This window comes from Aquabacterium sp. G14 (genome assembly GCF_037482285.1).
In the GTDB taxonomy this organism is placed as follows: Bacteria; Pseudomonadota; Gammaproteobacteria; order Burkholderiales; family Burkholderiaceae_C; genus Aquabacterium.
Genome location: NZ_JBBEYB010000001.1, coordinates 114585 through 134007 on the forward strand (window position 1 = coordinate 114585; position 19423 = coordinate 134007).

General features: G+C 66.8%; 18 protein-coding genes and 1 pseudogene. 11 read left to right on the top strand and 8 right to left on the bottom strand.

What is annotated here, in order from left to right; genetic code table 11:
* The first annotated feature begins 20 nt into the window (after positions 1-20).
* The 3 genes from WIT60_RS00565 to WIT60_RS00575 are packed head-to-tail and all read left to right on the top strand — an operon-like array spanning position 21 to position 3080.
* Positions 21-377 carry a c-type cytochrome gene (locus WIT60_RS00565; RefSeq protein ID WP_339582012.1) on the top strand — a complete coding sequence of 119 codons (357 nt, stop codon included), beginning with the start codon at positions 21-23 and terminating at the stop codon, positions 375-377.
* Entirely contained in the window at positions 374-1789 is a 1416-nt protein-coding gene (locus WIT60_RS00570) for a D-arabinono-1,4-lactone oxidase (protein ID WP_339582013.1), read from the top strand. Before WIT60_RS00565 ends, WIT60_RS00570 begins: the two co-directional genes overlap by 4 nt.
* 10 nt (positions 1790-1799) lie before the next feature.
* Entirely contained in the window at positions 1800-3080 is a 1281-nt protein-coding gene (locus WIT60_RS00575; RefSeq protein ID WP_339582014.1) for an alanine racemase, read from the top strand.
* Positions 3081-3093: 13 nt separating this feature from the next.
* On the opposite strand, the gene WIT60_RS00580 is transcribed toward WIT60_RS00575, so the two are convergent.
* Positions 3094-3675 (bottom strand): 5-formyltetrahydrofolate cyclo-ligase, encoded by a 582-nt coding sequence (locus tag WIT60_RS00580; RefSeq protein ID WP_339582015.1) that lies wholly within the window; start codon positions 3673-3675, stop codon positions 3094-3096.
* Between the two features lie 17 nt (positions 3676-3692).
* On the opposite strand from WIT60_RS00580, the gene WIT60_RS00585 reads away from it, so the two are divergent.
* Positions 3693-5966 (top strand): lytic transglycosylase domain-containing protein, encoded by a 2274-nt coding sequence (locus WIT60_RS00585; RefSeq protein WP_339582016.1) that lies wholly within the window; start codon positions 3693-3695, stop codon positions 5964-5966.
* A gap of 273 nt (positions 5967-6239) precedes the next feature.
* Here the strand turns inward: WIT60_RS00585 and WIT60_RS00590 are convergent.
* The 3 genes and pseudogenes from WIT60_RS00590 to WIT60_RS00600 form a co-directional block, all read right to left on the bottom strand.
* Positions 6240-6626: pseudogene (locus WIT60_RS00590) on the bottom strand (barstar family protein); the annotation flags it as partial.
* 96 nt (positions 6627-6722) lie between these two features.
* Positions 6723-7073, bottom strand: a complete 351-nt coding sequence (locus WIT60_RS00595) for a guanyl-specific ribonuclease (protein WP_339582340.1) — start codon at positions 7071-7073, stop codon at positions 6723-6725.
* Positions 7074-7338: 265 nt separating this feature from the next.
* Complete coding sequence (locus WIT60_RS00600; protein ID WP_339582017.1) at positions 7339-9633, bottom strand: NADP-dependent malic enzyme; 2295 nt, start codon at positions 9631-9633, stop codon at positions 7339-7341.
* A 297-nt stretch (positions 9634-9930) separates the two neighbouring features.
* On the opposite strand from WIT60_RS00600, the gene WIT60_RS00605 reads away from it, so the two are divergent.
* The 5 genes from WIT60_RS00605 to WIT60_RS00625 all read left to right on the top strand — a co-directional run bounded on the left by WIT60_RS00605 (position 9931) and on the right by WIT60_RS00625 (position 15479).
* Positions 9931-12102, top strand: coding sequence for a hypothetical protein (locus tag WIT60_RS00605; RefSeq protein WP_339582018.1), 2172 nt, complete (start codon positions 9931-9933; stop codon positions 12100-12102).
* Between the two features lie 69 nt (positions 12103-12171).
* Entirely contained in the window at positions 12172-13299 is a 1128-nt protein-coding gene (locus WIT60_RS00610; protein WP_339582019.1) for a hypothetical protein, read from the top strand.
* Between the two features lie 52 nt (positions 13300-13351).
* Positions 13352-14347 (top strand): thiamine-phosphate kinase, encoded by a 996-nt coding sequence (thiL, locus tag WIT60_RS00615; protein ID WP_339582341.1) that lies wholly within the window; start codon positions 13352-13354, stop codon positions 14345-14347.
* The gene (locus WIT60_RS00620; protein WP_339582020.1) at positions 14344-14919 is read left to right on the top strand and encodes a phosphatidylglycerophosphatase A family protein; all 576 of its coding nucleotides are present in this window, start codon (positions 14344-14346) and stop codon (positions 14917-14919) included. Before thiL ends, WIT60_RS00620 begins: the two co-directional genes overlap by 4 nt.
* Positions 14920-14981: 62 nt before the next feature.
* Positions 14982-15479 carry a CinA family protein gene (locus tag WIT60_RS00625; RefSeq protein ID WP_339582021.1) on the top strand — a complete coding sequence of 166 codons (498 nt, stop codon included), beginning with the start codon at positions 14982-14984 and terminating at the stop codon, positions 15477-15479.
* Between the two features lie 20 nt (positions 15480-15499).
* On the opposite strand, the gene WIT60_RS00630 is transcribed toward WIT60_RS00625, so the two are convergent.
* The gene (locus WIT60_RS00630; protein ID WP_339582022.1) at positions 15500-15862 is read right to left on the bottom strand and encodes a phage holin family protein; all 363 of its coding nucleotides are present in this window, start codon (positions 15860-15862) and stop codon (positions 15500-15502) included.
* An 85-nt stretch (positions 15863-15947) separates the two neighbouring features.
* On the opposite strand from WIT60_RS00630, the gene WIT60_RS00635 reads away from it, so the two are divergent.
* Complete coding sequence (locus WIT60_RS00635; protein ID WP_339582023.1) at positions 15948-16268, top strand: hypothetical protein; 321 nt, start codon at positions 15948-15950, stop codon at positions 16266-16268.
* Between the two features lie 77 nt (positions 16269-16345).
* Here WIT60_RS00635 and WIT60_RS00640 read toward each other — a convergent pair whose 3' ends face one another.
* Together WIT60_RS00640 and WIT60_RS00645 are read right to left on the bottom strand one after the other, a co-directional pair.
* Positions 16346-17590 (bottom strand): MFS transporter, encoded by a 1245-nt coding sequence (locus tag WIT60_RS00640; protein WP_339582024.1) that lies wholly within the window; start codon positions 17588-17590, stop codon positions 16346-16348.
* A gap of 76 nt (positions 17591-17666) precedes the next feature.
* Positions 17667-17882, bottom strand: coding sequence for a cold-shock protein (locus tag WIT60_RS00645; protein WP_320362946.1), 216 nt, complete (start codon positions 17880-17882; stop codon positions 17667-17669).
* Between the two features lie 478 nt (positions 17883-18360).
* Here WIT60_RS00645 and infA point away from each other — a divergent pair, with 478 nt between their 5' ends.
* Positions 18361-18615, top strand: a complete 255-nt coding sequence (gene infA, locus WIT60_RS00650) for a translation initiation factor IF-1 (RefSeq protein WP_339582025.1) — start codon at positions 18361-18363, stop codon at positions 18613-18615.
* Between the two features lie 145 nt (positions 18616-18760).
* Here infA and WIT60_RS00655 read toward each other — a convergent pair whose 3' ends face one another.
* Complete coding sequence (locus WIT60_RS00655; protein ID WP_339582026.1) at positions 18761-19378, bottom strand: ParA family protein; 618 nt, start codon at positions 19376-19378, stop codon at positions 18761-18763.
* Positions 19379-19423 lie beyond the last annotated feature (45 nt).

The following is a 19423-nucleotide window of genomic DNA, read 5'->3' on the forward strand; positions in this document are numbered from 1 at the left end:
GGTCCCTGCAGAGACGATGGGTGGCTTGGGGGACCGTTGGGGCTTTGGCCTGGTCCGTGGGCTTGAGTGGCTGCGGTGAGCGGGCTCCGGTGCCACCCACCGATGCCGATGTGCTGGCCGCCGAGCGGCTGCGTCCGGCCCGACCTGAATTGACCGCCCTGTACGAGCGCAGCTGCCTCGCCTGTCACGGCGTGCGCAGCGCCGCACCGCTGACGGGCCATGCCCCGTCGTGGCAGGCGCGCCTGCAGCAGGGCCCGGACGTCTTGCTGGCCCACACCCGCGAGGGCCTGCGTGGCATGCCCGCCATGGGCCTGTGCCCCGATTGCAGCGATGCCGAGCTGCAAGACCTGATCACCTTCATGAGCACCCCCCGATGAGCCGACGTCACCTGAATCGCCGACAGCTGCTGAGTGGCGCTGCCGCCCTGGGCCTCGTCGACGCCTTGCGGGGCGGGACCCTGGCGCCATGGTTGGTCAGCGAGGCCCATGCACAGACGCCAACGCGTGCGCCCGCGGCGCCGCGCCGCTGGCAGAACTGGTCGGGCTTGCAGCAGGCCACGCCGGCCACCTGGGCGACACCCGCCAACGAGGCCGAGGTGCAGCAGCTCCTGCGTCGCACGCGCGGCGAGGTGCGTGCGGTTGGCGCGGGCCACTCCTTCACGGCCCTGGTGCCCACCGACCAGACCCTGGTGTCGTTGGACCGCCTTCATGGCCTTGTCTCGGTCGACCGGGCCGCGATGACCGTCACCGCCCACGCCGGCACGCGCATCGGCGCCCTGGCGCGGGCCCTCGACGCCCAGGGTCTGGCCCTGCGCAACCAGCCCGATGTGGACGTGCAGACCCTGGCCGGCGCCATCGCCACCGGCACCCACGGCACGGGCGCCACCTTGCCCGCCCTGCACGACGAGGTCGTGGGGATGCGCCTGGTGCGACCGGACGGGGAGCTCGTCGAGATCGACGCCCGCCGCGACCCGGAGCTGCTGGCGGCCGCCCGCGTCTCGCTGGGCAGCCTGGGTCTGGTCACCCGTGTGACCCTGCGCGTGGTGCCCGCTTTCCACCTGGCGCGCCACGTCTGGCTGATGCCGGTTGAGCAGGCGCTGGCCGAGGCACCCGAGCTGGCGCAGCGCCACCGGCATTTCGAGTTCTATGTGCTGCCCTTCACTGGCTACGCAGCCTGCATCCGCCATGACCTGTACCAGGGCACGGACCTGGCCCTGCCGAAATCAGCCGATGAGGACGTCCTCAGCGACCTCAAGCAGCTGCGTGACTGGCTGGGACGGTTCCCCCGTTTGCGCCGCTGGGTGGCCCAGCAGGCCATCGACCCCCAGCTCACCGAATCGGCCCGTCATCGCTCCCACCGCCTGTTGTCGTCGGTGCGCCCGACCCGCTTCCAGGAAACCGAATGGCATGTGCCGCGTGAGCAGGGACTGGCCTGCCTGCGTGCGGTGGTCGACCGGCTGGAGCAGCGCAACGAGGCCTTCTTCCCGCTGGAGTTCCGCTTTGTCCGGGGCGATGGCGCCTGGCTCAGCCCCTTCCACGGCCGAGACAGCTGCTCGATCGCCGTGCATGCCGCGGCCGACGAGGCCTGGGCCTATCTGATCGACGATTTCACGCCGATCTTCCGTGCGCATCAGGGGCGCCCCCACTGGGGCAAGCTGCACCGCCTGGGCGCCGCCGACCTGGCCCCGCTCTACCCGCGCTGGGCCGATTTCGCTGCCCTGCGCCAGCGCTTCGACCCGCAGGGGCGCCTGCTCAATGCCCACCTGCGCCAGGTGTTCGGCATCACCTGAGGACCTGCACATGCCGAACTGGACACGCCGACGCTGGCTGGGCGCTGCTGCCCTGGGGAGCGGCGCAGCGGTCTGGGCTGTGCGCCCACAGGAGGCCGGGGCGCCCCATGCCGCACGCTTTCAGGCCCTGAGCCGTGCCCTGCGCCAGGCCGGTCTCACCCAGCCCACGCTGGTGCTCGACCGCGCGCAGCTGCACGCCAATGCCCGCCAGGTGCGCGCCAACCTCGATGCGGCCCTGGCGCTGCGTCTGGTCAACAAATCCTTGCCCAGCCTGCTTCTGCTCGATGAGCTGTCCACCCTGTTGGGCACCGAGCGGCAGATGGTGTTCAACCTGCCTTACCTGCAACTGCTGGCCGAGCAGCGGCCGCGCAGCGAGGTGTTGCTCGGCAAGCCCTTTCCGGTGGCCGCGGCCGCCCATTTTCTGGCGCATCCCCCGCGCAGTGGGTTCGATCCCATCCGACAGGTGCAATGGCTGGTGGACACCCCGGCGCGGCTGGCCCAGTACCGCGACCTCGCCCGGGCGCGCCGGCAGGTGCTGCGCATCAACCTCGAAATCGACGTGGGCCTGCACCGTGGCGGTCTGCCCGACGACGCGTCGCTGCGCGAGGTGATCGGCCTGCTGCAAGGCGAACCCTGGTTGCAATGGTCCGGCTTCATGGGCTACGACGCCCACACCGAGAAAATCCCCGACCTGGGTGGGCTGCGCACGGCGGCACGCGCCCAGGTGCAGCAGCGCTACCGGGCCTGCCTGGACGCGATGCGGGCCAGCCCGCTGGCCCGCGACCCCGCGCGGCTGACGCTCAACACCGGCGGCTCCCCCACCTACCGCCTGCACCAGGCCGGGGGCGCGGCCAACGAGGTGGCCCTGGGCTCGGCCCTGGTCAAACCCAGCGACTTCGACACCCCCCTGTTGGCCGATCTGCAACCCGCCGTCTGGATCGCCACGCCAGTGCTCAAGGTGGCCCCTTGGCGGGCGCCCGACGGGGTGGGGGCCTTGGGCACGCTGCTGCGCGGCTGGGACCCCAACCAGCGCGTCGCCCATTTCATCCACGGGGGGCACTGGCTGGCACAGCCCGACTCGCCGGCGGGCTTGCAGGCCAGCGCCCTGATCGGGGCTTCGTCCAACCAGCAGCTCTATGTGGGCTCGGGCCGCCAGGGCCTGCAGCCTGATGACCTCGTGTTCTTCCGTCCGACGCAGAGCGAGGCGGTGCTCCAGCAGTTCGGGGACATGGCCGTGGTCGAAGGCGAGCGCGTGGTGGCGATGTGGCCGGTCTTCCCCGCGCGCGCCTGAGCGGCTTGCGGCCTCAGTCCGGCGTCCACACCCGCGCTTCGGTCACCACGGCCATCAGCGGCAGGTCGTGTGCCTGCGGGGCCAGCTCCTCGCGGCTCAAACGTGCCTGCTCCCAGGCCACGCCGATCACGGTCACCCCGGGGTGCGCGGCCAGGTAACGGTCGAAATAGCCGCCACCATAGCCCAGGCGGTAGCCCTCGGGCGTGAAGCCTACGCAGGGCACCAGCACCACATCGGGCACCACTGCCTTGCCCGTCGGGCTGGGCAGACCGCACTCGTCTACGCTGCTCAACTCGCCCCCATCCCAGGGGCGGAAATGCATCGCCACCGGTTCGCGCTGGGCAAAGGGCAAGGCCAGGCGGCAATCCCACTGCGCCTGGGCGCGCAAGGCCAGTGTCCTTGGGTTAAATTCCCCTTTCATGGGCCAGTACACCCCCAGGACATCGGGCTCCAGTTGCGCGAGCACGTCCAGCAGACCTTGTTCAAGCTGCGCTTGTGCGGCCTCGCCGGCAGGCGTGGCGCACCAGGCTTGATGTGCGGCCAAGAGGCGGCGGCGCAGGGCAGGACGATCGGGAGTCGGGGCGGGTGAGGTCATCACAGAGAGACATTCCATTGAAATTCACACTCAAGTATGCGGCCCCGGCCGCCCGGATGCTGGCGGCGATGGCCCTGGCCTGGGGCGCCTCGGTCCCCGTCGCCTCCGCGCAGACCGCGACGGACGGCGCGGACAATGCCGCCATCATGGCGGCCCGCGAGGCCTGGCGCACCCGCGACGCGGTGGCGCTGCTGTCCGCCCGCGATCAGCTGATCCGCACGCAGCACCCCTTGGCCCCCTGGGCCGACTACTGGTCGCTGATGCTGCGCCTGCCCACCCTCAGCGTGGCCGAGGCAGACGCCTTCTTCGCGCGCTGGCCGGACAGCTACGTGGCCGACCGGGGCCGCAACGACTGGTTGCTGGAGCTGGGACGTCGCCAGGACTGGGTGACCTTCCTGCGGATCCAGCCGCAGTTCCGCATGGCCGACGACCGCGAGGTGGCATGCTGGGACGTGTTGGCGCGCTACCAGACCCGTCCCACCGCCCAGCCCGCGATCATCTGGCGCAGCCAGGCCCAGCAGGCCTGGTGGGACCAGAAGGATGCAGACCAGGCTTGCGACCGCATGGCCAGCGCGCTGCTGAAAGCCGGGGTGCTCACACCCGACGATGTGTGGCACAAGCTGCGTTTGGTCGTGGAGACCAACAAGCCCAAGGCCGTGCAGCAATCGGCGCGCCACCTCGGCGATGCAGTGGCCCAGGTGGCTGCGCGCCTGATGACCGCGCCGCAGGCCGTGTTGCAGCCTGGCGCGCTCACCGCTCCCCTCATGTCGGCGGGAGAGCCGCCCAGCGGCGCACCGGGCGCCTCGATGGGGCCTCCGTCGTCGGGCACGAAGGCATCGAAAAAACCCGCCACCAGTGTGCTGCGCAAGAAGCAGCTGCCCAAGCCCACGCTGGCCAGCATCCCGCTGACGATCCCGCCGGAATCGGAAGGCCCGCTCAACCTGCTGGCCTTCATCCGCTGGGCCAGCGTGGACCACGCCGCGGCGGCCGCTGCCATCGCCGATCCCGCCACCCGCGCCCGCTGGCAATGGCGCGCCGAAGAGGCCGCCTGGGCCTGGTCGCAATTGGGCCGTACCGCGGCATGGCGGCTGCTGCCCGAGGCGCCAGCGCACTATGCGCGGGCCTGGACCGATCTGGGCATCGCTGCGGGCGCGGGCGAGTTGTCGCCCGGCGCGGCGGCCTGGTCCGAGGAGACCCTGGCCTGGATGGTGCGCAGTGCCATCCGTGCGGCCACGGCGGGTGACACCTCCCGCTGGCCCCAGGTGGAGCAAGCCGTCTCGGCCATGTCCGCCGAACAGCGCCGCGATCCGGCCTGGGCATACTGGCAGGCGCGGGCGCTGCAGGCCCGTGCGGCGCAAACGCCATCGGCTGCCGCGGCCTTGCGCCAGCAGGCCCGTGAACTCCTGATCCAGGTCGCTGACCCGCTGACCTTCTACGGACAACTGGCTGCCGAGGCCTTGCAAGGCCGCCCAGCTGCGCCACCCGTGCCCCCCGCTCCACTGAGTGATGCGGAACTGGCCCGCGCCGAAGCGGAGCCCGGCATCGACCGTGCGCTGCGCCTGCTGGCGCTGGGCTGGCGAACCGAGGCGGTGCGCGAGTGGAACTTCACCTTGTCGCGCACCAAGCCGGGTGGCCTGAGCGACCGTGAACTGCTGGCCGTGGCCGAAGTGGCGTGCCGCCGCGAGATCTGGGACCGCTGCATCAATTCCAGCGAGCGCACCCGCCAGGCGGTGAGCCTGGCCCAACGCTACCCCACGCCTTTCCACGACGAGGTGCTCGCCGCTGCCGCCGAAGTCGGGTTGGACCCCGCCTACATGTACGGGCTGATTCGCCAGGAGTCACGCTTTCTGGTGGCGGCCCGCTCGTCGGTCGGGGCCTCGGGGCTGATGCAGGTGATGCCGGCCACAGCCGCCTGGACCGCGCGCAAGCTCAACATCCCTTACAGCCCTGAGCTGCTGACCGACCGTGCCACCAACCTGCGCATCGGTGCGGGTTACCTCAAGCTGGTGCTCGATGACTTCGAGGGCACGCAAGCCATGGCCGCAGCGGCCTACAACGCCGGCCCCAGCCGCCCACGACGCTGGCGTGAAGGCAGCACGGTCGATGCAGCGGCCTGGGCCGAGAACGTGCCGTTTGCCGAGACCCGTGACTACGTCAAAAAGGTGCTGGCCAACGCCACCGTGTATGCCCACGTCCTGAGCGGGCAACCCCTGGCGCTCAAACGCCGTCTGGGCGACACCATCGGGCCGCGGGTGGTGTCGGCCCCCGGTGTGGCGCAAGATCTTCCCTGATCGCGCCGGCGCGCCGCGGCGTCACCCCAAGCAAAAGGGCCCCATCCGTGAGGAGGGGCCCTTTGTCAGCGCGTGGCCGGTCGCCTGCGCCTAGCGTGGTCAGGCGGCGCTCAGCAGTGCGGCGGTGTCGAACACGCTGCTCATCGGTGGCAGGTTCATCACGATGGTCGGCGTGGCGTTCTTGGAGACCTTCACAGGCTTCACGTTGGGGTCATTTTGCGCCACATCGGCCTTGTCCCAGTTGCTGGCCGATTCCTTGCCCGACACAGCCATGGAATAGAACACGCGGAAGGGGATCTTGCGCTCGCTCCAGAAGTCGGCGGCATCACGGAAGGCGTCGAGCAGCTGCTCGCGGGTTTCGCGGTCGCAGGCGTTGTCACCGGGGATGAGTTCGAGCACGACAACGAAGCCAGGCTGCGGACCCGACTTGTGGACGAGGTCGGTCATGCAGTCGTACAGCGCGTCGAGGTTCTTGCCGAAGTGATCCGGGAACAGGAAGTCGCGAGCAATGATGTCCAGCACGTCCTGTTTGTCCTTCGCAGCGCTCAGGTTCGTGTACAGGAAGTGGTGGCCAACCGCGTGGGCTGCCTGTTGCAGTTCTTCCGGGCGAAAGGCTCGGATGGCTTGAACGATGTTGGGTCGAACGGATTGCAACAACATGATCGCTTGGGGCCTTCAGCGCCAGGAGCAAGACTCCGGGGGCCGGGAGGCAAAGTTGAGGGTCAAAGAAAAAAGAGCGGAGGGGGACCGGAACGGTCAATGCCGAGGGTCGATGCGTTGAAAGCTGCTGTAGTGATCCTCGGTGTAGAAACAAGTTTCAGGTTGACGCATTTCTTTACCACCACAGACGATGCGCCGCGCACCGCGGTCGCGCGCACCTGGGGTGGGCACGGTGTATTCACGGTAGTGGCCGCGTGGCTGACGGGGCAGGAGGCGTTCGCGGTTGCCGAACACCGAGCCGTCTTTGGCGTAACGGAAGGGACCGCCTGCCAGAATGCGTCGGTGGACGACTTGCGCTTGAACCGGCAGCGCCGACAACGGCACCACGGCTTCAACGGCCGGCGGTTGGGTGGGATCGGAGCGTCGCGCCAGGGCCTCTGAAGGCATCCAGTGGGCGGCGACACCCAGCACCAGTCCAGCCAGGAAAGCCGCAGACCGCGAAGTCAGGCGGGAAGGCCCTGACAGCCGGGTCGTGAAGGGTTCTGCACTCAGCACAACAGCTCTACGTGAAAGCCATCATGCTATCGAAAACCCCCCAAAAGCTCAAGGCCCCGGGCCGCTGAAAAGCGGCTAACCGGGGCCTTTTGACGGGGGGTTGACAGCCTGTGCTATAAGCCCGGGCTGTTTTCAGCGGCACCTGGCCGCGTCACGTTCAGCGGGTGGCGTTGGCGTCGGCCACCGTCATCGCCGTCATGTTGACAATGCGGCGCACCGTGGCCGAGGGCGTCAGGATGCACACCGGCTTGGCCGCACCCAGCAGGACCGGGCCCAGCGCGATGTTGTTGCCGGCCGCGACCTTGAGCAGGTTGTAGGCGATGTTGGCGGCATCCACGTTCGGGCACACCAGCAGATTGGCCTCACCACTCAGGGTGCTGCGCGGCATCAGCTTTTGGCGATAGGGCTCGTCCAGCGCGGTGTCACCGTGCATCTCGCCGTCGATCTCCAGCCAGGGGGCCTGTTGCTGGATCAGGGCCAGGGCCTGGCGCATCTTCACGGCCGAGGGCTCGTTGCTGGAGCCGAAGTTCGAGTGCGACAACAGGGCCGCCTTCGGACGCTGGCCGAAACGCATCATCTCCTCGGCCGCCATGATGGTGATCTCGGCGAGCTGTTCGGCCGTGGGGTCGTAGTTGATGTGCGTGTCGAGGATGTTGACCGTGCGACCCGGCAGGATCAGGCCCGTCATGGCGGCATAGGTTTTGACGCCCTCACGCTTGCCGATCACCTGGTCGATGTAGGCCAGGTGCATGCTGGTCTGACCCCAGGTGCCGCAGATCAGGCCATCGACCTCACCCTTGTGCAGCAACATGGAGCTGATCAGCGTCAGGCGACGGCGCATCTCGATCTTGGCCATCTGCTCGGTCACGCCCTTGCGCTCGGTCAGACGGTGGTAGGTCTGCCAGTACTCGCGGTAGCGCGGGTCGTTTTCGACGCTGACGGCGTCGTAGTCCACGCCGGCCTTCATGCGCAGGCCGAACTTCTCGATGCGCTGGGCGATGATTTCGGGTCGACCCACCAGGGTCGGGCGGGCGATGTTCTCGTCCACCACGATCTGGGCGGCGCGCAGCACGCCTTCGTTCTCGCCCTCGGCGTAGGCGATGCGCTTGGCCTTGGCGCGCTTGGCCACGCTGAAAATGGGCTTCATCGTCGTGCCCGAGGCATAGACGAAGCTCTGCAGCTTCTCGCCATAGGCCACGAAATCGGTCACCGGGCGCGAGGCCACGCCCGAATCGGCCGCCGCCTTGGCCACCGCCGGTGCGATCTTCATCATCAGGCGGGGGTCAAACGGCTTCGGAATCAGGTATTCAGGACCGAAGCTCAGCGACTCGCCCGCGTAGGCAGCGGCCACCACCTCGTTCTGCTCGGCGCGGGCCAGCTCGGCGATGGCGCGCACCGCGGCGATTTCCATCTCATCCGTGATGGTCGTTGCACCCGAGTCCAGCGCGCCGCGGAAGATGTAGGGGAAGCACAGGACGTTGTTGACCTGGTTCGGGTAGTCCGAGCGGCCGGTGGCCATGATGGCGTCGTCGCGCACGGCCTTGACGTCTTCCGGGGTGATTTCCGGGTTCGGATTGGCCAGGGCAAAGATGATGGGCTTGGGCGCCATCTTGGCGACCATTTCTTTCTTGAGCACGCCGCCGGCGGACAGGCCCAGGAAGATGTCGGCGCCTTCGATGACCTCGGACAGCTTGCGCAGGTCGGTCTTCTGGGCGAAGAAGGCCTTGTCTTCGTCCATCAACTCGGTGCGGCCTTCGTAGACCACGCCGGCTAGGTCGGTGACCCAGATGTTTTCACGCGGGAAGCCCATCTTGACCAGCAGCCCCAGGCAGGCGAGGGCCGCGGCACCGGCGCCCGAGGCGACCAGCTTGACCTGCTTGATGTCCTTGCCGGTCACATGCAGGCCGTTGAGCATGGCGGCGCCCACGACGATGGCGGTGCCATGTTGGTCGTCGTGGAAAACGGGGATCTTCATGCGCTCGCGCAGCTTGCGCTCGATGTAGAAGCAGTCCGGCGCCTTGATGTCTTCGAGGTTGATGCCGCCGAAGGTGGGCTCCAGCGAGGCGATGATCTCGACCAGCTTTTCAGGGTCTTTCTCGTCGATTTCGATGTCGAACACATCGATGTCGGAGAACTTCTTGAACAGAACGGCCTTGCCTTCCATCACCGGCTTGGCGGCCAGCGGGCCGATGTCGCCCAGACCCAGCACGGCGGTGCCGTTGGTGATCACGGCCACCAGGTTGCCGCGGGAGGTGTACTTGAAGGCAGTGGCCGGGTTTTCGACGATTTCCTCGCAGGGCGCGGCCACGCCGGGCGAGTAGGCCAGCGCCAGGTCGCGCTGGTTGGTGAGTTGCTTGGTGGCGCTGATGGCGAGCTTACCGGGGGTAGGGTGCTCGTGGTATTCCAGCGCCGCCTTTTTGAGTTCAGCGCGTTTTTGCTCAGGGGTCGTCATGTTTTGGTTCACCTTGAAAGGCCGGCGGATGTGTCGGCAGGCTCACATTCTAGGAACTTCCCGAGGTTGTGGTGCGGAGGTGGGGTGGGCAAGCTGAGGCATATCAGAGGCGGGGTGCACTGCACATCCCCCCTAAGGGGTGTTGAGTGCGTGCGAAAGTGCATGTAAACCAATGTAAATGTCGGTGTATAAATGAGAACATTAGCTCGCGCTGGGGGAGTCGGACGCTCTGTCGTCACCTTGGGTGAGTGTTCGGCGCCGAAGGGCGTCTAATCAGGAGAAGAGATGATGGCAAGCATGAATGTTTGGGCGCGCAGTCGCACGGCCCTGTCGATGGCGGCCTTGTTGGCCTTGGCTGCCTGTGGCGGCGGTGGTGGTTCCAGCAGCAGTGGCGGCACGCCGTCCACGGTGGCGGTATCGGGCGTGGCGTCCAAGGGCTTGCTGCTCAATGCCGTGGTGACGGCCTATGCGGTGAACGCGGACGGCACCAAAGGCAACAAGTTGGCCAGCGTCACCACCAGCGCCACGGATGGCAGTTACACCCTGACGGGGTTGCCGGCGGGGGCGTTGGTCTTGCTGGAGGTCACTCCCCAGGCTGGGACCAAGATGGTCGATGAGGCCACCAATCTACAACTGGATGTGCCTGCGAGCAGTGGTTTCGCTTTGCGTGCAGCGGTCAATCTGGACAGCAAGGGTGAAACCAGCGCGCAGATCACACCGTTTACCAATATGGCTGTGACGCTGGCCGAAGCCAACGGAGGTTTGAAGCCGGACGTGGTGGCCGCCTCCAACGGTTCGGTCTCGGCTTTTGCCGGCATCTCGATCCTGACGGACAAGCCGACCTTCGCTAACGTCGGAGGGGACGTGGTGGCCACCAATGCGGCTGGGGCCAAATTGGCAGCACTTTCGGCGTTGGCCAGCGACAGCGCCCTTGGGTGTAACGCGGCGGATCAATTGAGTCGAGTTGCTTGTGTCGTCACGAAACTGGCCGACTCCACCACTTCGGATGATGTGGCCACTGCATTGAATTCGTTGCCGACCAGCGATATCTCCATTTCGGATCCACTGGAGCTGGCCAAAGCCACAGCGCCGGTGACGACGCCGCCTGCGACTGTGACGGTGGTGGCCGGAACTCAAACCGCGATCCAGGAGGCCAAGACGCTGATCGCGAGCGTACGCGCTACCGCTACCGCACTTTCCAACAAGTCGGATGCCACTTCTTTGGCGACACGGGTGCAGGCTGTAGCGGATGCCAGTCGTGGTGTGGCTCAGCCCCTAGATGACTCCACGATGACCTTGTTGACCGCTTTGTCGGAAGCGATCACGGCTCACGAAGATCCTGCGACAGGCCTCAATTTTCAGCTGAATTCCGGTGTGTGGTGGAACGGCCAGCCGGTTTCAGGTTGCCGGTATTTCACGAGTGACAATTTTGAGATAGCGGCATCGGCGCGTACGGCCTATCTGGGTTGCCGTGTGGTTCAGCGATTGGGTTATACCAGTGGCCAGCCCTTCATGGCTTATCACCGCTTTGGGGTGATAGACGGAGGCACCGCGGGATACACCGTCAAATCCAGACTGGGTCGCGCTCTAATTATCAGTGCATCGCCGCTGGTGCTTGGAACAGAGGATTTGTTAAGTGGCGCAAGTCCTCGTAGCTTGACGGTTGTCTCAGGTCAAAATGCGCTGACGGTGACTGGTGAATTGGCGCCGGGGATCGAGTCCAACTGGGATACCGGGACAGAGACAGCCGTCGTGCTAGGCACTCACCAGAAGGTGGCCCTCACCTTGGGCGAAGTGGTGGGCGCAACAACCACGCGCTACAACCTGTCCGGCGATGTAAGTGTGTACAGCGACACCAATGTTCAGTCGCGTGTCAGCTTGAAGTCAGGCAGCTACATTGAAGAAGCGAATGTGGCTGGCCCCACCCAGCCGAAGGCGGCCAACCTGATCCTGGAGGCGCAACTCAAGACCGGGTACAAGATCGGTGGCACTTTGGTGTTGAGCAACTTTGAGCAGACCGCGACACACAACGGCCCGAAGAACGCCACGCTGATCGGGTACTTGACCGACATGACGGGCAGCGCCAAGTTGTTCGATGGCACGCTCACGTTGATCATGCCCACGGATACAGGCGTGAACTGGGATATGAAGCTGGACGGCACCTTGGCCACCACGGGTGCCAACACGCTGGCTGTCAATCTGACAGCCCTGCAGCCTACGCTGGGTGAGGTCACCGTGACGGGGCGCTACACCCAAGGCGCGACCACGTTCCTCCTCACCTTGCTGAGCTCCAAGACCACGCCGGCCAATGACCAACTGTCCTTGACCACCACGGCCGGTGGTGTGGGCTTCGTGGCCAAACGCAGTGACACCGTGGTGCCCATCAAAAAGGGTAGCACCGAGCTGGGTCAGTTCAATGTGGGCTCCAGCCGCGTCGTGTACGCTGACGGCACCTACGAACAGTTCTGATTCCACGAGGATCCGAACACCGGGCCCCCTCACGGGGGCCTTTTCATTGGCATGACACGATCTTCATTCATGACGCAATCTCACGTTTTTTCACTGCTGATGGTGGGGGTCTCGTTGTGGACATCCAGTGCCGCTGCACAGACCGCCTCGCCCCTCGCTGGCTGGGGCGGTTACGTCGAGGCCTCGGTAGAGGCCTGGTCCAACGGCACGCCGGTACTGGACCTCGATGGCCGCTGGGCCAAAGGCTACGAGCGTCGCGCGGGCGAACAGCGCGCGTATGTGACCGCACGGGCCGAGGCAGGGGTGCTACTGCCCTGGGGACGTCAGCGCGATGGCCGAGCCTGGCGGCTGGGGGCCGTGGGGCGTGTCGATGGCAGTGCGCGCATGTCTGGTGATGCCGCACAGGCCCTGTATCACTATCAAAGCCGCACCGACCCCGATGCGCCCGTGACCCTCGATGCCCGCTCGCACATCCTGTATTGGACCGGTCAAGGCGTGACCGTTCAGGCGCCGGTCATGGACTTGGGCGGCTTCAAGCTGGACGTGTCGTTTGATCAACTCACGCTGAAGCGCTTGCGCTCGCTGCGCAGCGCCGGCCAGGTCGCTTACAACGCAAACGACACCTATAGCTACGCCGGCACCTTGCGAGATGATCACTCCAAGACGCTGCCGACGTACTTCCAGCCTCCCGGTGCCGAAGGGGTGGGCCAGGCACTGTCCCTCGCGCTGGCATGGCGCAAGGCATCGCGCTCGACCCTGGTGTCACCGTGGGTGCCGGACACCGTGAGTTTGCAGGTCAGCGATGCGTGGTCGCGTCTGCGCTGGCGGGGCATCAATGGTGAAGACGCTGTCCTGAACAGTGAGGTGGCCGATCCGCGGGAAGCCCAAATCAACGGGACGTACTCCCGTCGCACCGTGGTGGAGCGGATTCCCGTGACCACGCAAGTACGTGCCGAGTGGCTGAGGCCTGAAGGACTGTGGTCCGTGAAGGTCAAGAACCGCGTTGGGCTCTGGCAAGGGTGGTTGGGATGGCAAAACCCAGGCACAGTCGGCTGGCGCGTGGCCGTGGAGCCGTTTGCCGCCGCGATGCAACTCGGAGTGGATTGGAAAGGTCTGAGTGCCTCTGTCATGACCGACCGCTTGGACAACGGATCGCACGCCCGAGGCGGGCAGCTGTCGTGGTCAGGGTCTTTCTGACCGTTTCAAGACGGACGTCGTTGCCGTCTTCCCCGACAATGCACCCATGAGCCTGGGTGAATTTGATCTGATCGAAACCTTCTTTTGGCGCCGGCCGGGCCAGGGGCCCCACCGTGCGGTGGTGGGCAATGGCGACGACTGTGCGGTGATCGCGCCGGCGCCGGGGATGCAGCTGGCCGTGTCCACCGACACCTTGGTGGAGGGACGGCACTTTCTGCCCACCGTCAGCCCGGCCCGTCTGGGCCACAAGGCGCTGGCGGTGAACCTGTCGGACCTGGCCGCCTGTGGCGCGGCGCCCCTGGCTTTCACCCTGGCCTTGACCTTGCCCCGGGTGGACGAAGCCTGGCTCCGCGGCTTTGCCCGTGGTCTGCTCGACCTGGCTGACGAACACGACTGCGAACTCATCGGAGGCGACACCACCGCGGGGCCTTTGGCCATCGGCATCACCGTGATGGGCGAGGTGCCGACCGGTCAGGCCTTGCTGCGCAGCGGTGCCCAGGTGGGCGATGACCTGTGGGTCAGCGGCTGTCCCGGTGAGGCGCGGCTGGCGCTGGAGGCCTTCCGCGGCAGCCTGCATCCAGGGTTGAGCACGGAGGCCTTCGAGGCCACCCGCCTGGCCATGGAGCGCCCCGACCCGCGCGTCGCGCTGGGCGTGGGCCTGCGTGGCCTGGCCACCGCCGCCATCGACGTGTCCGACGGCCTGCTGGGCGACCTGGGCCATGTGCTGCGCCGCAGCCGGGTGGGGGCCGCCTTGTCGCTGGACGCCTTGCCCGTGAGCCCCTGGCTGGCCACGCGCTCGTCCGACGAACGGCTCGATTGCATCCTGGCCGGTGGCGACGATTACGAACTGCTGTTCACCGTGCCCCCCACCCAGCGTGAGCGGGTGGCTCAACTGGGGGCCGAGCTGGGCCTGGTGCTCAGCCGCATCGGCCAGATCGAAGCCGAGCCGGGCTTGCGCCTGTGGCGTGGCGCCGTGGGCACCGCGGAGGACCGTCAGGCCGTGCCCAACCGCTGGACCTCGTTCGATCACTTCAAGGGGGGCGCATGACCCTGAGCGAAGCCCCGCGCCGGCCCACGGTGGGCATCTTGCTCAGCCGCCCGGCGCACTTCATCGCCCTGGGTGCTGGCAGTGGGCTCAGCCCCATCGCGCCGGGCACGGTCGGCACGCTGTGGGCCTGGCTCAGCTTTGTCGCGCTGCAGATGGCGCTGAGCGGCCAGCCGCAGGCCGATCTGATCTGGGCGGCCATTCTGCTGTTGGGCTGGCCCCTGGGCTGCTGGGCCTGCACCCGCACGGCGCAGCACTTGCGCACCAGCGACCCCGGTGCCATCGTGTGGGATGAGATCTGGGCTTTCTGGCTGATGTTGTGGCTGATCGGTCCGGTGGGCTGGCTGGGGCAACTGGGCGCGTTCGTGGCCTTCCGTTTCTTCGATGCGGCCAAGCCGGGTCCGGTGGCCTGGGCCGATGCCCTGTTCAAGGCCGTGCCGGGTCAGCCGATCGGCTGGCGCCAGGGCCTGGGCATCATGCTCGACGACCTGGTGGCCGCCGCCTGCGCCTTGCTGGTGCTGGCGCTGGGTGTGGCGGTGCGGGATCGCGGGGTGCTGGCTACCCTGTTCGGCTGAACCGCATCAAGGTCGTTGGAGCGAGGCAAGCAAATGGCCGGTGGGCCGGAAAGGATGCAGCGATGAGCGTGAGCCTGAATGTGTCGAGCGAGGTCGTGGCGCTGGCCGAGCGCCTCAAGGCCCACCACTGGCGCTTGGCCACGGCCGAATCGTGCACCGGTGGTCTGATTGCCGCCCGTTGCACCGCGCTGAGCGGTTCGAGCGACTGGTTCGAGCGGGGCTTCGTCACCTACAGCAACGAGGCCAAATCCGAGATGCTGGGCGTGGACGCCGCCCTGATTGCCGCCCACGGTGCGGTGAGCGAGCCGGTGGCGCGGGCCATGGCCGAAGGGGCGTTGGCGCGCTCGCGGGCCGACATCGCCGTGGCCGTCACTGGCATCGCCGGCCCGACCGGGGGCTCGGCCGAGAAGCCCGTGGGCACGGTGTGGCTGGCCTGGGCGCTGCGCCGCGGCATCGTGCACACCGAGTTGCTGCACCTGCCGGGCGACCGCGCGGCCGTGCGCGAGGCAACCGTGGCCCATGCCTTGGCCGGCGTGCGCCTGCGGGCCACACCGCTGTGACGCGTCGGCGCTGAGGGGGCTCAGCCCTGCGGTGGGCGGGCCATCATGCGCTGCAGGGCCGTGTCGATGACCAGGCCCCACAGGCTGTAGAGGATGGAGCCCAGCAGCGCCTGCCAGAAGCCGGTCACGTGGAAACCGTCCAGCAAGCCCGAGGCCATCTGGAAGGTCAGCGCGTTGATGACGAACAGGAACAGGCCCAGCGTCAGGATGGTGACCGGCAGGGTCAGCAGGATCAGCAGCGGGCGCACGAAGGCGTTGAGCAAGCCGATCACCAGGGCGGCCCACATGGCCGAGCCGAAGCTGTCGACCTGTACGCCCAGGTTCCACTGCGTCAGCAGCACCAGGGCACAGGCCAGCAAAAGCCAGCGTATCAGGAGTGTCATGGTGGCAAGCATAGCCCAGCTGGCTGGACTATATTGAGGTGCGCGCTGCGGTGGTGGCGTGGGGCGAGCAGAAGGCGAGGGTGTGATGTCCGGGGAACAGGTTCTGGCGGTGCTGGTGGCGAGCGTGTGCGCCGTGATGTTGGTGCGGCTGTGCCTGCCCGCATCGCGTCGCATCCAACTGGATCAAGCCGTCAGACGTCAGTGGGTGCTCACTTCGGGCGCCGTTCACCGTCTGTTTCGCAGCCGTGCCGCCCGCCAGGCCGAGGCCGCGCAAGCCGAGCAGGCACGCCAGGCGACCGAGGCCGCCATCGAGCGTGCCCGGCGCGCCAGCCGGGCGGCCGATGTGGTACGCGAAGGCAATGTCTACAAGCCTGAGGCGTTTCAGAAACCCCGCAAACCACATTGAGGGTGGCGCGAGCGCCCTCCCTGCCAGGGTGCATGGATGCGTGCGGACACCCTGAGGGGGCGGCCAGTCGGGCCCGATCAGGCCCGCGCGGCGATGCGTTGACCCACGATGGCCGCGGACGCGACGCCCAAGGCCAAGGTGAGAGCGGCCCCGGCGAACACCGCGGCGGGCAGACCGTGGTCCATCAGCAGGCCGAAGGCCGGTGCGGCCAGCGCCAGACCGCTGTCCAGTCCTGCGTACACCGTGCCGTACACCCGGCCGGTGGCGCCCGGAGGAGCCGCCCGCTTGATCAGCATGTCGCGCGAGGGGTTGGCCAGACCGGTGCCAAAGCCGGCCAGCACCACGCTGAGGGCCGCCAGCCAGGGCGGCAACTGCCCGGAGGCGCTCAGCAGCAGCATGAGCACCGACACCCCGATGGACGCCCCAATGGTGCGCTCCAGCCGCGCCACGCGGTTGACCAGGAAGCCGCCGATGAACATGCCCACGGCACCGCACAGCATGTAGCCGGTCACGACGAAGGCCGTGGTGGTGTCGGTCAGGCCGTACATCAGGTTCAGTGCCGGGCTGGCAAAGCTCTGGATCGCGCCCAGGGCGGCGGCCGTCCACAGGAAAAAGGAGAAGCACAGCCACACTGCGGGCAGCTTCAGGAAAGCCAGCGCGTGTTCGGCCGAGCCGTCGGCGACCTGCGCCTGGACCTGAGCGCGGTGGGTGGCGTGGTGGTCGTCCAGATCGTCACGGCGCCACAGCATCAGTGCCAACACCCCGGCGCCCAGCAGCGCGGCGCACAGCGCGGCAGTGCGCCAGCTGCCCGTCAGCGTGGTCAGCCCGATGAGGAAGACCGGACCCAGCCCCCAGCCCAGGTTGCCGCTGAGCCCATGCGCCGAGAAGGCATGGCCCAGACGCGAGCTTGAAACCCGGCGGTTCAAGACGGTGAAGTTGGCCGGGTGCATGGGGGCATTGCCCAGGCCGGCCAGGGCGGCCGCCAGCATCAGGCCGGCATAGCCTTGCGCGGTCGCGGTGGCCAGTGAGGCGGCCACATAGCAAACCATCGCGCCATACAGCACCGGGCGGGCGCCGTGGCGATCGACCACGAAGCCGGCCAGGGCCTGCCCCACGCCGGAGATGACGAAGAACACCGTCAGCAGCAGCCCGAGCTCGGCATAGCTGAAGCCGAACTCCCGGATGAACACCGGGAACAGCGGCGGCAGCAGCATGTGGTGGAAGTGAGAGGTGCAGTGACCGAGGCCGATCAGGCCGATGGTGCGGATGTCCTGGCGAGCCGAGTGGGCTGCCGGAGCGGTCGGGGTGGCATGGGACGACATCCGGGCACTGTGCCACAGGCGAAAAAAAACGCGGCCGAAGCCGCGTTTGCCTGAGCGTGAAACTCAGCCGACTGGATTACAGCGGGCGGATGTTCGACGCCTGCAGGCCCTTTTGGCCTTGGGTGATGTCGAATTCAACGCGTTGGTTTTCTTGCAGGGTCTTGAAGCCCGAAGTGCGGATTTCGCTGAAGTGGGCGAACAGGTCATTGCCGCCGTTGTCTTGGGCGATGAAGCCGAAGCCCTTGCCTTCGTTGAACCACTTGACGGTGCCGGTTTGGTTGGTGGTGGACATGGAATTTCCTTAATTAACAAGTGATGAAAAAACGTCCGCGACGACATGCCGGGGCGTTGCAGAGACACGCAAGAAGATCACTTGGGTGGAAATTCGAACCAACCTGCCGGGCGGCAGGGGACAAACAACAGACCTCAGTAACGACGGTCTTGGTATACCTACAGAACGCACCATACACGGTTTTTCCGCCCCTGTCTTGTTTTATTTGGCCTCTCGCCTGAAATGGGGGGCTCAGCGGGGTGCTTGTGTCGTCATCGTTGGATTGGGCGCACCGTGTTATCATGTTCAGTTGCCCATTCGGCCTGAGGTCTTGCCATGACAGGCCTCGCGCATTGACTGCGATCGGATGGCACACGTTTGCACACCCAGGACGCCGCGCTCCGAGCGCAACCGATCATGGTCTTTTGTCCCGGGCGGGCGCGCACCCTCCGCGCAGGGCGCCGCCACATCACCGTCAAGACCTATTGGAGATCGGCCCATGGCCAAGGAAGAACTGATTGAAATGAATGGCGTCGTGGACGAAGTCCTGCCGGACTCGCGTTTCCGCGTCACGCTCGAAAACGGACACCAGCTGATTGCCTACACCTCGGGCAAGATGAAGAAGCACCATATCCGCATCCTGGCGGGTGACAAGGTCTCGCTGGAGCTGTCGCCTTACGACCTGACCAAGGGTCGCATCACCTTCCGTCACATCGAGCGCAACGGCTACACGCCGCCTCCCCGCCGCCACTGATGTGACTCACCGGAACGGCCCTGCGGCCGGTTCCGGATGCGAACGTGGTTCGCTCACCCCCGTTGTTGTCTGGCGTGAACGCCTGAATGTGCCCGGTGCCTCATGAGAGGGCCCGGGCTTTGGTGCTTGGGCCGCAGTGATGGGCTCAGCGGCCCAGCCAGTCGAGGATGGGGCGCCACTGCGCCAGGTCCTTGTCCACCTTGTGCGCAGGCACGTCCCACAGGCTGAGGCCATGGGCCGCCAGATGGGTGTAGTTCTGCGTGTCGCGCAACTGGGCCAGCCAGGGGATGTCGAGCGAGCGCAGGAAGGTCTGCAGGTGCTCGGCGGCCTTGGTGTGGTCCTTGACGCGGTTGGCCACCACGCCCAGCTTCACCTTGTCGGAGCGTTTGCTTCGGTGCAGCTCGCTCAGGAAGTCCTGCGTGGCGTAGATGTCGAACACGCTGGCCTGCAGCGGTACGATGATGTGGCCGGCCAGTTTCATGACCGCCTGCAATCGCTTGCCGTGCAGGCCGGCCGGGGTGTCGAGCACGACGTGGGTGGTGCCCTTCGGGGGGCGCACGATGTCGTCGCGGTCCACGTCCCAACTCTGGATGGCGGGCAGCGTGTCGGGGCGCAGTTGCAGCCACAGGCGCGACGACTGCTGGCGATCGATGTCGCCCAGCATGACGCTGTGCCCCTGGCGGGCGAAATAGCCCGCGATGTTGCTCGACAGCGTGGACTTGCCGACGCCGCCCTTGGGATTGGCCACCACGATCACCGGCATGGTTCGAACTCCTGTGTGACGGGGTTGAAAAAGGGAGTTCGATTA

What these genes read in the sequence shown, in the direction of transcription:
- WIT60_RS00570 (WP_339582013.1), top strand. Translation starts at nt 374, where the DNA reads ATGAGCCGACGTCACCTGAATCGCCGACAGCTGCTGAGTGGCGCTGCC.
- WIT60_RS00575 (WP_339582014.1), top strand. Translation starts at nt 1,800, where the DNA reads ATGCCGAACTGGACACGCCGACGCTGGCTGGGCGCTGCTGCCCTGGGG.
- WIT60_RS00580 (WP_339582015.1), bottom strand. Translation starts at nt 3,675, where the DNA reads ATGACCTCACCCGCCCCGACTCCCGATCGTCCTGCCCTGCGCCGCCGC.
- WIT60_RS00595 (WP_339582340.1), bottom strand. Translation starts at nt 7,073, where the DNA reads ATGCCTTCAGAGGCCCTGGCGCGACGCTCCGATCCCACCCAACCGCCG.
- WIT60_RS00600 (WP_339582017.1), bottom strand. Translation starts at nt 9,633, where the DNA reads ATGACGACCCCTGAGCAAAAACGCGCTGAACTCAAAAAGGCGGCGCTG.
- WIT60_RS00605 (WP_339582018.1), top strand. Translation starts at nt 9,931, where the DNA reads ATGAATGTTTGGGCGCGCAGTCGCACGGCCCTGTCGATGGCGGCCTTG.
- WIT60_RS00610 (WP_339582019.1), top strand. Translation starts at nt 12,172, where the DNA reads ATGACGCAATCTCACGTTTTTTCACTGCTGATGGTGGGGGTCTCGTTG.
- WIT60_RS00620 (WP_339582020.1), top strand. Translation starts at nt 14,344, where the DNA reads ATGACCCTGAGCGAAGCCCCGCGCCGGCCCACGGTGGGCATCTTGCTC.
- WIT60_RS00625 (WP_339582021.1), top strand. Translation starts at nt 14,982, where the DNA reads ATGAGCGTGAGCCTGAATGTGTCGAGCGAGGTCGTGGCGCTGGCCGAG.
- WIT60_RS00630 (WP_339582022.1), bottom strand. Translation starts at nt 15,862, where the DNA reads ATGACACTCCTGATACGCTGGCTTTTGCTGGCCTGTGCCCTGGTGCTG.
- WIT60_RS00635 (WP_339582023.1), top strand. Translation starts at nt 15,948, where the DNA reads ATGTCCGGGGAACAGGTTCTGGCGGTGCTGGTGGCGAGCGTGTGCGCC.
- WIT60_RS00640 (WP_339582024.1), bottom strand. Translation starts at nt 17,590, where the DNA reads ATGTCGTCCCATGCCACCCCGACCGCTCCGGCAGCCCACTCGGCTCGC.
- WIT60_RS00645 (WP_320362946.1), bottom strand. Translation starts at nt 17,882, where the DNA reads ATGTCCACCACCAACCAAACCGGCACCGTCAAGTGGTTCAACGAAGGC.
- infA (WP_339582025.1), top strand. Translation starts at nt 18,361, where the DNA reads ATGGCCAAGGAAGAACTGATTGAAATGAATGGCGTCGTGGACGAAGTC.
- WIT60_RS00655 (WP_339582026.1), bottom strand. Translation starts at nt 19,378, where the DNA reads ATGCCGGTGATCGTGGTGGCCAATCCCAAGGGCGGCGTCGGCAAGTCC.